Origin of the sequence: Actinomadura alba (assembly GCF_014323705.1) — a bacterium.
Classification (GTDB): domain Bacteria; phylum Actinomycetota; class Actinomycetes; order Streptosporangiales; family Streptosporangiaceae; genus Actinomadura_C; species Actinomadura_C alba.
The window spans coordinates 87451-101238 of record NZ_JABVEC010000014.1 but is presented as its reverse complement, the minus strand read 5'-3'; the positions used below and the strand labels follow the sequence as shown (position 1 = coordinate 101238).

Below are 13788 nucleotides of genomic sequence, written 5' to 3'. Positions count from 1 at the left end.
ACACTGATGTTGTGAAAAACGTGAGCCAGCCGACGACGCAGCCGAGCCCGCGGTCAGCGGGCGGGCGGTCGCCTGCCGTCAGCCACAGCGAGCGGGACACCCGCGCGCGTGTGGCGCGGCTGGTTCTCGAACGTGGGCCGATCACGGCGTCCGGTATCGGGCAGCTGGTGGGGCTCACCCCGGCGGCGATCCGCCGCCACCTCGACGCCCTGCTGGCCGAGGGCATGATCGAGATCCGGCGGGCGCGGCCTCAGGCTCAGCGCGGCCGGGGCCGTCCGGCGAAGCTTTTCGCGATCACCGACGCGGGGCGCAGCGCGTTCGTCCACGCGTACGATGACCTGGCGACGAGCGCTCTCCGGTTCCTCTCCGAGACGGCGGGGGAGCAGGCCGTGGCGCAGTTCGCCCGCCGGCAGCTCGCCGAGCTCGAGCAGCGACTTCGGCCCGTGGTGCGCGCGGCCCCGCCGTACGAGCGGGTACGGGCGCTCGCCGATGCGCTGTCGGGCGACGGCTACGCCGCCTCCGCCAGCAAGGCCCCCCAGGCCGGTGGCGGAGAGCAGCTCTGCCAGCACCACTGCCCGGTCGCGCACGTCGCGGCCGAGTTCCCGCAGCTGTGCGAGGCCGAGACCGAGGCGTTCGGCCGGCTGCTGGGCACGCCGGTGCAACGGCTCGCCACGATCGCGCACGGCGACGGCGTCTGCACCACCCACGTCAGCCCCCATGCCGGCCCGCGCGCCCTGACCCAGGACGCGACGGACGATCAGATAGACGATCAGACGACCGATAACGAGGAGTCCGGGAGGACGTCCCTATGACTACGGCAGCCCACCCCGAGCTGGAAGGGCTTGGCAATTACAAGTTCGGCTGGGCCGACTCCGACACGGCCGGTGCCTCAGCGCGCCGCGGCCTGAACCCGGAGGTGGTCCGTGACATCTCGGCCAAGAAGGGCGAGCCGGACTGGATGCTCGACCTGCGCCTCAAGGGGCTGCGGCTCTTCGACAAGAAGCCCATGCCCTCGTGGGGCTCGGACCTCTCGGGCATCGACTTCGACAACATCAAGTACTTCGTCCGCTCGACCGAGAAGCAGGCCGAGTCCTGGGAGGACCTGCCCGAGGACATCAAGAACACCTACGACAAGCTGGGCATCCCCGAGGCCGAGAAGCAGCGCCTCGTCGCCGGGGTGGCGGCCCAGTACGAGTCCGAGGTGGTCTACCACAAGATCCGTGAGGACCTTGAGGAGAAGGGCGTCATCTTCCTCGACACCGACACCGGCCTCAGGGAGCACCCGGAGCTGTTCCAGGAGTACTTCGGCTCGGTGATCCCGGTCGGCGACAACAAGTTCGCCTCGCTGAACTCGGCGGTCTGGTCGGGCGGCTCGTTCATCTACGTTCCGCCGGGCGTGCGCGTCGAGATCCCGCTGCAGGCCTACTTCCGGATCAACACCGAGAACATGGGCCAGTTCGAGCGGACGCTGATCATCGTCGACGAGGGCGCCTACGTCCACTACGTCGAGGGTTGTACGGCGCCGATCTACAAGTCGGACTCCCTGCACTCGGCGGTCGTCGAGATCATCGTGAAGAAGGACGCCCGCTGCCGCTACACGACCATCCAGAACTGGTCGAACAACGTCTACAACCTGGTCACCAAGCGCGCCGTCGCGTACGAGGGCGCCACCATGGAGTGGGTCGACGGCAACATCGGGTCCAAGGTCACGATGAAGTACCCCGCCGTCTACCTGCTGGGCGAGCACGCCAAGGGAGAGACGCTGTCGATCGCCTTCGCCGGTGAGGGGCAGCACCAGGACGCCGGGGCCAAGATGGTCCACGCGGCGCCCAACACCTCCAGCACCATCATCTCCAAGTCGGTGGCACGCGGCGGCGGTCGTACCTCCTACCGGGGTCTCGTGCAGATCCAGGAGGGCGCCGAGCACTCCAAGTCCACGGTCAAGTGCGACGCACTGCTGGTCGACCAGATCAGCCGGTCCGACACCTACCCGTACGTCGACGTGCGTGAGGACGACGTCGAGATGGGCCACGAGGCGACCGTCTCCAAGGTGTCCGAGAGCCAGCTGTTCTACCTGATGAGCCGCGGCCTCACCGAGGACGAGGCGATGGCCATGATCGTGCGCGGGTTCGTTGAGCCGATCGCGCGCGAGCTGCCGATGGAGTACGCCCTCGAGCTGAACCGGCTCATCGAGCTGCAGATGGAAGGAGCCGTCGGCTGATGGGCCTCGACACCAAGCCTCTCTCGACACTTCATGAGAAGGCTTCCTATGAGGTCGCCGATTTCGCGGTGCCGAGCGGGCGCGAGGAGGAGTGGCGGTTCACCCCGCTGCGCCGCCTGCGCGGCTTGCACAAGGGTCCCGCGGCGGCCGACGGGAAGGTCGACACGCGGGTCGAGGCGCCCGAGGGCGTCTCGGTCGAGCGCGTCGGCCGCGACGACCCGCGGGTCGGTGGCGTCTACGTGCCGGCCGACCGGGTGAGCGCGCAGGCGTACGGCTCCTTCCAGGAGGCCGTGGTGATCACGGTGCCCAAGGAGGCCGTGCCGAGCCGGCACATCTCCGTCGAGGTCAAGGGCCTCGGCGCCGAGGGGGCGGCGTACGGCCACACGGTCGTCGTCGTCGAGCCGCTCGCGGAGGCCACGGTCGTGCTCCACCACGAGGGCTCGGCCACCTACGCCGACAACGTGGAGTTCGTCGTCGGCGAGGGCGCCTCGCTCTCGGTGATCAGCCTGCAGGACTGGGCCGACGACACCGTGCACGTGTCGCACCAGCACGCGCGGCTGGCCAAGGACGCCCGCTTCACCGGCTTCGTGATCAGCCTTGGCGGCGACCTCGTGCGCATCTCGCCCACGGTGGCCTACGACGCCGCGGGCGGTGACGCCACGATGTACGGGGTGTACTTCGTCGACCCCGGCCAGCACCTGGAGCACCGCCTGCTCGTCGACCACACGGTGCCGAACTGCCGCAGCCGGGTCGACTACCGCGGAGCGCTGCAGGGCGACGAGGCGCACGCCGTCTGGATCGGCGATGTGATCATCCGGGCCGAGGCCGAGGGCACCGATACCTACGAGCTGAACCGCAACCTCGTCCTCACGGACGGGACCCGGGTCGACTCGGTGCCGAACCTCGAGATCCTCACCGGAGAGGTCGAGGGCGCGGGGCACGCCAGCGCGAGCGGGCGCCTCGACGACCAGCACCTGTTCTACCTGCAGGCGCGGGGCATCCCCTACGACACCGCACGGCGCATGGTGGTCCGCGGCTACCTCGGCGAACTGGTCGAGCGCATCGCGGTGCCCGAGATACGTGAGCGCGTCGAAGCGGCGATCGAAGTGGAGCTGGACCGATGAGCGATTCGGCGAATTTCGTCAAGGTCTGCGCACTCGACGACGTGCCGGCCGAGGGCGCCCTGGGGGTGGAGATCGACGACACCCCCGTGGCGATCATCCGGGTCGGCCCCGACGACAGCCCGGAGGTCTTCGCGCTCCGCGACGTGTGCTCGCACGCCGAGGTCGCGCTCTCGGAGGGTGAGGTCTTCGACCACACCATCGAATGCTGGTTGCACGGTTCCTGCTTCGACCTGCGGACCGGCAAGTCCACGAACCCGCCGGCCACGCAGCCGGTTCCCACTTACCGAGTGAAGGTCGAGGACGGTGACGTCTTCGTCTCGCTCGGCGCCGACGACTGATAGAGAGCCCAGACATAGCCATGGCCACGCTTGAGATTCGCGATCTGCACGTCTCCGTCGATGACGGCTCGCCCGAGCCCAAGGAGATCCTCCGGGGCGTCAACCTGACCGTCAAGGCGGGTGAGACTCACGCGATCATGGGGCCGAACGGCTCCGGCAAGTCCACCCTCGCCTACGCCATCGCGGGACACCCCAAATACGCCGTGACCTCCGGAACCGTGACGCTCGACGGCGAGGACGTCCTCGACATGACCGTCGACGAGCGCAGCAGGGCCGGAGTGTTCCTCGCCATGCAGTACCCCGTCGAGGTCCCCGGCGTCTCCGTCTCCAACTTCCTGCGCACCGCCATCACCGCCGTCCGGGGTGAGGCGCCCAAGCTGCGCGAGTTCGCCAAGGAGATGCGCGACGCCATGGAGAACCTGCAGATCGACCCGGCGTTCGCACAGCGCAACCTCAACGAGGGCTTCTCCGGTGGCGAGAAGAAGCGCCACGAGATCCTCCAGATGGAGCTGCTCAAGCCCAAGGTCGCCGTGCTCGATGAGACCGACTCCGGCCTGGACATCGACGCGCTCAAGGTCGTGTCCGAGGGTGTCAACCGGTTCCGCGGCGGCGGCGAGACCGGCGTACTGCTCATCACGCACTACACCCGGATCCTGCGGTACGTGAAGCCGGACTTCGTGCACGTCTTCGCCGGCGGCAGGATCGTCGAGGAGGGCGGCCCCGAGCTGGCCGAGCTGCTCGAGGCCGAGGGATACGAGAAGTTCGTGAAGGCCGGCGCGTCAGCATGACGGTGGGCACGACGGTGACGGCACCGATGGAGAGGGGAGTCCGACCATGAGCACCGCGGAGGTCAGTCCGGGGATCGGCGCGAGCGCGGAGAGGCCGTTCTCGGCACTGCTCGACACCGAGCGGCTGAGGCGGGACTTCCCGATCCTGTCGCGCACGGTCCGCGGCGGACGCCCCCTGGTCTACCTCGACTCCGGGGCGACGTCGCAGAAGCCCCGGCAGGTGCTCGACGCGGAACGGGAGTTCTACGAGCGGCACAACGCGGCCGTGCACCGTGGCGCGCACCTGCTCGCCGAAGAGGCCACCGACGCCTACGAGGGCGCGCGCGCCATCATCGCGCGGTTCATCGGCGGGGTGCCGGGCGAGGTCGTATTCACCAAGAACGCCACCGAGGCGATCAACCTCGTCGCCTATGCGATGAGCAACGCCGCCACCTCGGGTCCCGAGGCGGCGCGGTTCGCCGTGGGACCGGGCGACGAGGTGCTCGTCACCGAGATGGAGCACCACGCCAATTTGGTGCCCTGGCAGCAGCTGTGCGCGCGTACGGGGGCGACGCTCCGCTGGTTCGGGATCACCGACGAGGGCCGGCTCGACCTGTCCGAGATCGACACCCTGCTCAACGAGCGTACGAAGATCGTCGCGTTGACGCACCAGTCGAACGTGCTGGGCACGGTGCCGCCGGTGGCCGAGGTCGTCCGGCGGGCCCGCGAGGTCGGCGCCCTCGTCCTGCTCGACGCGGCGCAGTCGGTGCCGCACCAGCCGGTCGACGTCGAGGAGCTCGGCGTGGACTTCATCGCCTTCTCCGGGCACAAGATGCTGGGCCCATCCGGCATCGGCGTGCTCTGGGGACGCCGCGAGCTACTCGCCGCGATGCCGCCGTTCATCACCGGCGGATCGATGATCGAGGTGGTGCGGATGGAGGGATCGACCTTCATGCCGCCGCCCCAGCGGTTCGAGGCCGGCGTGCCGATGGCCGCGCAGGCGGTGGGGCTCGGCCGCGCGTGCGACTACCTGTCCGAGATCGGCATGGACCGGGTCCACGCGCACGAGGAGGCGCTCACCGCCTACGCGCTGGAGCGGCTCGGCGAGATCGAGGGCGTGCAGATCATCGGGCCGGCGACCACTGAGGCGCGGGGCGGCACCGTCTCGTTCGTCGTCGAGGACATTCACCCGCACGACGTCGGCCAGGTGCTCGACGAGCTCGGTGTCGCGGTCCGCGTCGGCCACCACTGCGCGTGGCCGATCGTCCGCCGCTTCGGCATCCCGGCCACCACCAGGGCCTCCTTCTACGTCTACAACGACCTCGCCGACGTGGACGCGCTCGCCGACGGGGTACGGCAGGCACAGAAGTTCTTCGGAACAGCCTGAGCGGGCTCACAGTTACACAAGGCGTCCGGTACGCGAGGAAGGACCTCATGCAGCTCGAGTCGATGTACCAGGAGATCATCCTGGATCACTACCGCAACCCGCATCACAAGGGTCTGCGGGAGCCCTACGACGCCGAGGTGCACCATGTCAACCCGACGTGTGGCGACGAGGTGACGCTTCGGGTGCACCTGGAGGGCGCCAACGGTGAGGCGCGGGTGGCCGACGTGTCCTACGACGCGATGGGCTGTTCCATCAGCCAGGCCAGCGCCTCGGTGATGAGTGATCTGATCATCGGCAAGACGGTCAAGGACGCCATGACCGTCGGTGACGAGTTCCTCGCCCTCATGCAGTCGCGCGGCGCCGCGTCGCCGGAGGAGGGTTCGCTCAACGAAGACGTCCTCGAGGACGCCGTCGCCTTCGCCGGTGTGTCGAAGTACCCGGCCCGCATTAAGTGCGCCCTTCTCGCCTGGATGGCGTGGAAGGACGCGACCGCCCGAGCTCTGAACCCGTGACCGGGGCTCAGGGTGGGCCCTGAGCGAACAGGAGAGACATCATCATGAGTGAGACCGCGCCAGAGAGCCCCGCCTCCGACACCGCGACGTCCGAGGCCGGTGTGGGCACGGTTCCCGAGGAGGAGATCCTCGAGGCGCTGAAGGACGTCGTCGATCCCGAGCTCGGCATCAACGTGGTCGACCTCGGCCTGATCTACGGGATCAACCTGTCCGGCGACAACGTGGCGACGCTCGACATGACGCTGACCAGCGCCGCCTGTCCGCTCACCGACGTGATCGAGGATCAGGCGCACAGCGCCCTGGACGGGCTCGTCTCCGACGTCAAGATCAACTGGGTCTGGCTGCCGCCGTGGGGCCCGGACAAGATCACCGATGAGGGGCGTGAACAGCTTCGCGCGCTCGGCTTCAACGTCTGAGCCGCTCGCCGCACCACACGTCCCGATGACGGCCGGACCGGGCCCTGTGCTGCCGGGTCCGGCCGTTTTCGTGATGGATCAGCGCTGCGGCGTGCCCTCACCGACCGGGTCGGCCTCTGTCTGCTTGGGTTTCGCGGGCCAGATCGTGTAGGTGATCGGCCACAGCGACCAGATGGCCAGCACGCCCGTGAGCCGGGCGATCCAGCCGGTGAGGGCGGCGGTACGGTCACTGTCACCGACCATCGCGATGGCGGCCAGGAGCAGGACGCAGGCGATGGCCCAGGCGATGACCGCCTTTCCGAACTCCTTCCACTCGTGCCGTGCGCGGGCCATGCCGTGCTTCGGGGGCCTCCACGGCTCGGGGCCGCCGGCGAAGCGGTGGGCGAAGCGCTGGTCCGCCCAGCGGATCGTGCTGTGACCGAAGGCGACCGAGAATCCGATGTAGGCCGCCGCCAGACCGTGGGTGATCCCGGCGACGGCTCCGCCGCGGAGGTCTATCACGGTCGCCACCAGCAGCACCACGTCCACCAGTGGGACGCACACCAGCAGGACGGTGCTCAGCCTGCGCATCCGCAACGCGTAACGCGCGGTCAGGCCGGCGAGCAGCACGACCCAGAACCCGATCTCACAGGCCGCGATGATGCCGAAGAGCATGGTTCTCCCTGCCATGTCACCCGGGCGGCGACACTACTTCCCAAATGATCGGCGGCCGGGACCGGCGAAGCCTCGTCGGCGGTGATGAACCGTTGTCCTCCTGTGGAAGTACGGGGAGGTCGTCGTCAAGGCGGAATCGGGCCGGCGGATCGATGCGGTCGCGGATCCGGGTGGTTCGGCCGGAGTCCGAGCAGCCGGGGCGGCCGGTCAGAACGAGTCCTCGCCGATGACACCGGTTCCGAGGGCACGGTCGAGCCAGCCGGCCAGGCCGGGCGGCAGGGACGGCGGCGTCGGCCCCTGCGCGGCGAGCACGATGTCGGAGATCCGGCCGGCGATGCGGATCCGCTGGACGTGCGGGAGCAGGGAGAAGCCCGCCGCGCGCAACCGCTCCGGCGCCTCCAGCCCGGAATCGGCGATCACGCAGGCGTTCCGGCCGGTCAGGGCCGCCAGATCGGCCCAGAAGCGCTCGAGCGAGCCCGTCAGCCGGCCGCCCGCGTCCACGGCCACGTTCCACGGCGGGTTGGTGATGACCAGATCGATCCCGCCCTCCTTCCAGGGCAGCCGGCCGGCGTCCGCGCGGGCGAAGCCGATGTCGACCTTCGCCCGGTGGGCGTTCGCGTGGGCGTTGGCTAGCCGTCCCGGATCGAGATCAGAGGCCAGCGCCCTCGTCCCGGGGTAGGCGAGCAGAGTCTCGATCGGGATCGTGCCGTCGCCGCAGAAGGGGTCGGCGACCGTACCGGGCCCTTCCGCGCCCGGGTGGGCATCGGGCGCGGCGATCCTGGCCAGCGCGGCGGCCAGTGGCGGATGGAGCGATCCCGGTCCCGCGTCCAGCTTGTACGACCGGCGGTGCAGGGGATGGGAGGCCAGCCGGAGGGCCACCGTGGCGCCGTCGCCCCGCAGCAGGAGCCGGACCGTCAGGTCGGTCCCGGCCGCCCGGCCACCGTCCGCGGTACGAGAGACGAACCGGCCGCCCAGCCGGGTCGCCAGCACCGCGCCGACCGCGTCCTCGAGGGTGAACCGGTTGAAGTTGCGGCGGCCCTCGAGGCTGACGACCACGTCGAAACGGGGTGTCGCGGGCAGGGGGCGCAGTGTGCGCACGTGGTCGACGGCCTGCCGCCAGTCGAGGCCGGCGACCCGCTCGGCGAGCTTGGGAGGGACGTCCTTGGTGTGTCCCACATCGTCGAGGCGGCCCAGCTCGGCGAACACGTCGTCGGCGGTCCGCAGGGCGAAGAGGGCGGGATCCGGCTCCGGCAGGGCGAAACGGATCTCGCGTCGCCGCATCCGCAGCTGAGCGGGGCCGACCGTGGACGCGATCTCGTCGGCGGCCACCCACTCCAGCCCGCGCACGCACCGGACGAGAAGTCTCATCCGCCCATCGTCTCACCTCGCCGATCGCCCAACCTCGCGCGATCGATCCCGGCCGCAGAGCGGGGGCATCGCGCTCACGCGGACCCGGTGTCCCGGGTCCGGTGTGGCGGATCCGCCGTCGTCGACGGGTCCGGCCGGTCCGCCCACCGTCGCATTACGGCGGACGCCGCGCGGCGGCCTAGTGGACTAGTCTCTGTCGCCTGACTTCTGTGGAGGTGTCCATGACCGGCCCGCTGTCCGATGTCATCGTCCTCGATCTGTCCCGGGCCCTCGCCGGTCCTCACGCGGCGATGATGCTCGGGGACATGGGGGCGCGCGTCATCAAGGTGGAGCATCCGGCCGGGGGAGACGACGCGCGAGGGTGGGGACCGCCGTTCGCCGGGCCCGAGGAGCGGCGGGAGTCGACCTACTTCCTGTCGTGCAACCGCAACAAGGAGTCGATCACGCTCGACCTCAAGTCCGACGAGGGCCGTGAAGTGCTCGGCCGGCTCGTGGGCCGGTCCGACGTGCTGGTGGAGAACTTCCGGCCCGGCGTGCTGGACCGGCTGGGGTTCTCGGTCGAGCGGCTGCACGAGCTCAATCCCGGTCTGGTCGTCCTGTCCATCAGCGGCTTCGGGCACGACGGGCCCGAGGGGCAGCGTGCCGGGTACGACCAGATCGCCCAGGGCGAGGCGGGGCTGATGTCGCTGACCGGACCGTCACCGCAGGATCCGACCCGCGTCGGCGTTCCGATCGGCGATCTGCTCGCCGGCATGTACGGCGCGTACGGCGTGGTCACGGCGCTGCACGAGCGCGCACGGACGGGGCGGGGCCGGGTGGTGCGGACCAGCCTCCTCGCCGCGATCGTCGGGGTGCACGCCTTCCAGGGAACGCGCTGGACCGTGGCCGGCGAGGTGCCGCAGGCCGGCGGCAACCATCATCCGTCCATCTGCCCGTACGGCTTGTTCCGGACCGCGGACGCCCCCGTCCAGGTGGCGGTCGGCAGTGAGGGGCTCTGGCGCGCCTTCGCGCCGATCGTGGGACTCGACCCCGATGATCCACGGTTCGCCGGCAACGGTGACCGCGTCGCCCGCCGCCAGGAACTGGTCGGCCTGATCGAGGAGGTCTTCGGCACCGAGCCGGCCGAGGTCTGGCTGGAGCGGCTGGCCCAGGCGGGAGTCCCCGCCGGCAAGGTGCGTACGCTCGACGACGTCTACGAGTGGGAACAGACCCGATCGCAGGGGCTGCTGCTGGACGTCGATCACGCGACCCTGGGCCGTGTCACTCTGCCCGGGCCTCCGCTGCGGCTCGACGACGCCCCGTACGCGGGTGGCCGCGAGAAGCACACGGCGCCGCCGACCCTGGGGCAGCACACCGAGGAGATCCTGGCCTGGCTCGACGAGTGAGTTTCGGCTTGAGCGAGTACGGCTTCGGTGAGTACGGCTTGGGTGAGTTCGGCTTGGGTGAGTACGGCGCGAGTGGATCACTGATCGCGTAGCAGCGCGACGTCGGACACCAGCCGGATGTGCTCGCGCATCGCCTCGGCGGCCCGTACCGGATCACCGGCGCGGATCGCGTCGGCGATACGGCGGTGGCTGCGCAGCGAGTGCTCCGGACGGCCCGGCTGCGACAGTGATTCGATCCTCGACTCCCGTACGGCGATGGCGATCTCGCCCATCAGGTCGGCGAGAAGGTTGGAGCGGGCCGTGGCGGTCACGGCCGCGTGGAACCGCTCGTCGCCGCCCTCCCCCAGCCCTCCCTCGCGCAGTTCGCGTTCCATCTGGGCGAGGGCCTCGTCGATGAGGAGCAGATCGGCCTCGGTGCGGCGCCGAGCGGCCAGCTCGGCGAGCTTGACCTCCAGTGCCTCGCGGGCCTCCAGCACCTCGGCCAGCCGGCGACGCCGCGCCTGGACCGCGCTGACGAGCCCCGCGTGGGAGTCCACCAGGACGGCACCCTCGCCATGCCGGACATCGACGATCCCCTGCACCTCGAGGGCGACGAGCGCCTGGCTGATGGACACCCGGCTCACGCCGAGCCGGGAGGCGAGCTCGCGCTCGGGCGGCAGCCGGTCGCCCGGCTGCAGGCCCGTGTCGCTGATGTACTCGCACAGGGTGCGGGCGAGCTGCTCATAGAGACGCGGGCGCTCGATGCGGCGCAACGACCTCGCGGGCGGAGACGACGGGCGCGTTGGCATGGGGCCTCCGGGGGCAGAGATTGACAGTCACGATAACTGTGCAGGAGGCTAGGTCACCTGATCACTGTGCCACTTGATGTCTGGTCGTGCTCGTCGTGACGGGGTGGTCGTGATGGCGCTCAGGGAAGGGCCGCGTGCTCTGGCCCTGATCGAGGCGGTGGTGGACGAGGGGTCCTGGCGGAGCTGGGACGAACCGATCACTTCGGTTCCCGCCGACCCGCACTACCGGGCCGACCTGGCGCGCGCCCGCGAGCGTACGGGTCTGGACGAGGCCGTCATCACCGGTGCGGGCCGCCTCCACGGACGGCGAGTGGCGATCATCGCGTGCGAGTTCGGATTCCTCGCCGGGTCCATCGGGGTCGACGCGGGCGAACGGCTCGTGCTCGCGGTCGAGCGCGCCACCAGGGAGCAGCTGCCTTTGCTGGCCTCGCCCGCCTCCGGCGGTACCCGGATGCAGGAGGGAACGATCGCGTTCCTCCAGATGGTCAAGGTCGCGGCGGCGATCGCCGATCACCGCGCGGCCGGGCTGCCCTACCTCGTCTACCTGCGCGATCCCACGACCGGAGGCGTGCTCGCCTCTTGGGGATCGCTCGGCCACGTGTCCGCGGCCGAGCCCGGCGCGCTCATCGGCTTCCTCGGCCCGCGCGTGCACGAGGCGTTGTACGGGGAGCCGTTCCCCGAGGGTGTCCAGGTCGCCGAGAACCTCCGTGCCCGTGGCCTGGTCGACGCGGTGCTCGCGCCCGAGGACATCGCGAGGGTCGCGGCGCGGGTCCTCGACGTCCTGTGCGCGCCACGGACGATCGTCCGCGCTGCGGCGCCGCCGGACGAACCTCTCGACGACGTGCCCGCGGCCGAGTCGATCCGCCGGTCGCGGCGATCCGACCGCCCGGGGGTACAGGCGCTACTCGAAAGGGCGGCCCAGGACGTGACGCCACTGAGCGGTACGGCGGCCGGTGAACGCGACCCCGGTCTCCTGCTCGCCCTCGCCCGCTTCGGCGCGGCCCCGTGCGTGCTGCTCGGGCAGGATCGCCAGGCGCAGCGCAAGCACCAGCCACTCGGCCCGGCAGGCCTGCGGGAGGCCAGGCGCGGCATGCGGCTGGCCGCGGACCTGGGCCTGCCGCTGGTGTCCGTGATCGACACGGGGGGCGCGGAGCTGTCCCGTGAGGCCGAGGAGGGCGGGCTCGCCGGGGAGATCGCACGTTGCCTGGCCGAGCTGGTCACGCTGCCGGCGCCGACCGTCTGCCTGCTGCTGGGGGAGGGCGCCGGCGGTGGGGCCCTGGCGATGCTGCCGGCGGATCGTGTCATCGCGGCCCAGCACGCGTGGCTTTCGCCGCTTCCGCCCGAGGGGGCGTCCGCGATCCTCTACCGCACCACCGAGCGGGCGGCCGAGATCGCTCAGCGCCAGGGCGTGCGGTCCGCCGACCTGCTCGCCAACGGGATCGTCGACCGGATCGTCGCCGAACGACCGGACGCCGCCGACGAACCCGAGCCGTTCCTCGCCCGGGTGGGCGCGGTGCTCGAGGCCGAACTGGCGGAACTGCTCCAGCGTGACGCCGACGCGCGGATGGCCGAGCGCCGCCGCCGCTATCGCAGGCTCGGAGCCGGCTGAGCGGAGCCGGGCCCGGCCGGCGGGAGGCGCCGGGCGGCGTGCGGCGGAGGTCGGGCCGCCCCAGTGCCGGGTGTCAGGCCGGTCGGGGCCCGATCAGGGCGCGAGGCTGCGGATGAGGTCGCCGACCCGGACGATTCCGAGGCAGCGTCCCACCTCGTCGATGACGACGAGGTCGTCGTAGACGCGGTCGTTCTCCTTGCCCGCCGCGCGGAGCGCGGCGATGGCCGGGACCGTCCGTGGCACCAGCCGCGGCGGATCGGCCAGCCGGGCGGCGGGCCGCTGCGCGTGCAGCGCGTGGCCGTACGGTCCGGAGATCGAGAGGAGGAATCTGGTGCGGTCGACGGTGTACCGGGGCCGCTGGTGGGCGTCGACGAGCACCACGCTGGTCGTGCCCCGCTCGGCGTTGAGCGCGGTGAGCACGTCGTCCGCGGTCGCGGTGTCGGCCATCGTGACGGCCGGCAGGGTGAACTCCGAGACCCGCGCGCCGAGGCCGGTGTCGTTGTGCGGTTCGGGCGCGGAGTCGGACTCGCTGGGCAGGACCGGCACTGTCACGCCCATGCCCGGATGCCAGTCAGGAGGGGCGAGCAGAGGCCCCTGCACCAGCCGCACGCCGAGCCCGCGCAGATGGATCAGCTGTTTCTCGGTGGCCATGCCGGGCGCGAGCACATGCGTCCCCATCCGGCGCGACAGCCTGACGAGGGCCTCGGCGAGGGCGGAGCGCCGGTCCTCCGACGATGCCCGGCGGGCCAGGTCCGGATCGAGCTTCACGAGGTACGGCGTGTCGTCGACGAGCAGGTCGAGGGGCGTGTGCGCGGCGCCGAGGCCGGTGAGCCCGATCAGGTAACCGGCTTTGCGCAGGTCGCGCAGCGAGGTGGAGACCTGTGCGCGCTGTGCGGGAGCGAACCCCCCGGTCACGCAGATCAGGATCTCGTTCGGCCGCCGGCCGGTGTCGAGCAGTCCCCGGTGCAGGCCCACGAGCGCATCGCGTCCCCTGGCCAGGGTCTCCATCTTGACGGTGATCTGCAGAGGCAGCCGCGTTCCCGCCTCGGCGGCCAGACGGGCACCGAGTACCGCACGGCGCACGTCCTCGTCCGCCGGGTCGAAACGGGTCGGCGCGTTGTCGGCGGTCGGCGTCGGATGCGTCTCGACGGCGATGACCGTGCCCGTGTCGAGGTCGACGATCGGTTGAAACACCACACTCGCCGGGAGCGGCGAGTTT

The 13788-nt window shown here is 70.8% G+C and carries 14 protein-coding genes; 10 read left to right on the top strand and 4 right to left on the bottom strand.

The features are described from left to right. Positions 1–11: 11 nt before the first annotated feature. The 8 genes from HKK74_RS19640 to HKK74_RS19605 are packed head-to-tail and all read left to right on the top strand — an operon-like array spanning position 12 to position 6765. On the top strand, positions 12–812 hold the full coding sequence (locus tag HKK74_RS19640) for a helix-turn-helix transcriptional regulator (RefSeq protein ID WP_376771539.1): 801 nt from the start codon (positions 12–14) through the stop codon (positions 810–812). Further along, positions 809–2221, top strand: coding sequence for a Fe-S cluster assembly protein SufB (sufB, locus tag HKK74_RS19635; protein ID WP_187244700.1), 1413 nt, complete (start codon positions 809–811; stop codon positions 2219–2221). Before HKK74_RS19640 ends, sufB begins: the two co-directional genes overlap by 4 nt. Further along, the gene (gene sufD, locus HKK74_RS19630) at positions 2221–3345 is read left to right on the top strand and encodes a Fe-S cluster assembly protein SufD (RefSeq protein WP_187244699.1); all 1125 of its coding nucleotides are present in this window, start codon (positions 2221–2223) and stop codon (positions 3343–3345) included. The genes sufB and sufD overlap by 1 nt, the downstream gene beginning before the upstream one ends. Continuing rightward, a complete protein-coding gene (locus HKK74_RS19625) occupies positions 3342–3683 on the top strand; it encodes a non-heme iron oxygenase ferredoxin subunit (RefSeq protein ID WP_187244698.1) in 342 nt (113 codons plus the stop codon). Before sufD ends, HKK74_RS19625 begins: the two co-directional genes overlap by 4 nt. Before the next feature lie 20 nt (positions 3684–3703). Further along, entirely contained in the window at positions 3704–4471 is a 768-nt protein-coding gene (sufC, locus tag HKK74_RS19620) for a Fe-S cluster assembly ATPase SufC (RefSeq protein ID WP_187244697.1), read from the top strand. Between the two features lie 46 nt (positions 4472–4517). Next, on the top strand, positions 4518–5837 hold the full coding sequence (locus tag HKK74_RS19615; protein WP_187244696.1) for a cysteine desulfurase: 1320 nt from the start codon (positions 4518–4520) through the stop codon (positions 5835–5837). Positions 5838–5884: 47 nt separating this feature from the next. Beyond that, positions 5885–6349 carry a Fe-S cluster assembly sulfur transfer protein SufU gene (sufU, locus tag HKK74_RS19610; protein WP_187244695.1) on the top strand — a complete coding sequence of 155 codons (465 nt, stop codon included), beginning with the start codon at positions 5885–5887 and terminating at the stop codon, positions 6347–6349. Between the two features lie 44 nt (positions 6350–6393). Next, positions 6394–6765 (top strand): metal-sulfur cluster assembly factor, encoded by a 372-nt coding sequence (locus HKK74_RS19605; RefSeq protein WP_187244694.1) that lies wholly within the window; start codon positions 6394–6396, stop codon positions 6763–6765. A gap of 78 nt (positions 6766–6843) precedes the next feature. On the opposite strand, the gene HKK74_RS19600 is transcribed toward HKK74_RS19605, so the two are convergent. Both HKK74_RS19600 and HKK74_RS19595 read right to left on the bottom strand, forming a co-directional pair. Continuing rightward, complete coding sequence (locus tag HKK74_RS19600) at positions 6844–7419, bottom strand: hypothetical protein (protein ID WP_187244693.1); 576 nt, start codon at positions 7417–7419, stop codon at positions 6844–6846. A 207-nt stretch (positions 7420–7626) separates the two neighbouring features. Continuing rightward, on the bottom strand, positions 7627–8787 hold the full coding sequence (locus tag HKK74_RS19595; protein WP_187244692.1) for a methyltransferase: 1161 nt from the start codon (positions 8785–8787) through the stop codon (positions 7627–7629). Between the two features lie 221 nt (positions 8788–9008). On the opposite strand from HKK74_RS19595, the gene HKK74_RS19590 reads away from it, so the two are divergent. Continuing rightward, on the top strand, positions 9009–10172 hold the full coding sequence (locus tag HKK74_RS19590; protein WP_187244691.1) for a CaiB/BaiF CoA transferase family protein: 1164 nt from the start codon (positions 9009–9011) through the stop codon (positions 10170–10172). Between the two features lie 77 nt (positions 10173–10249). On the opposite strand, the gene HKK74_RS19585 is transcribed toward HKK74_RS19590, so the two are convergent. After that, positions 10250–10960 carry a FadR/GntR family transcriptional regulator gene (locus HKK74_RS19585; protein ID WP_187244690.1) on the bottom strand — a complete coding sequence of 237 codons (711 nt, stop codon included), beginning with the start codon at positions 10958–10960 and terminating at the stop codon, positions 10250–10252. A 112-nt stretch (positions 10961–11072) separates the two neighbouring features. Here HKK74_RS19585 and HKK74_RS19580 point away from each other — a divergent pair, with 112 nt between their 5' ends. Further along, positions 11073–12569, top strand: coding sequence for a carboxyl transferase domain-containing protein (locus HKK74_RS19580; protein WP_187244689.1), 1497 nt, complete (start codon positions 11073–11075; stop codon positions 12567–12569). Positions 12570–12662: 93 nt separating this feature from the next. Here the strand turns inward: HKK74_RS19580 and HKK74_RS19575 are convergent, their stop codons facing one another. After that, positions 12663–13763 (bottom strand): EAL domain-containing protein, encoded by a 1101-nt coding sequence (locus HKK74_RS19575; RefSeq protein ID WP_312881619.1) that lies wholly within the window; start codon positions 13761–13763, stop codon positions 12663–12665. Between the last annotated feature and the right edge of the window lie 25 nt (positions 13764–13788).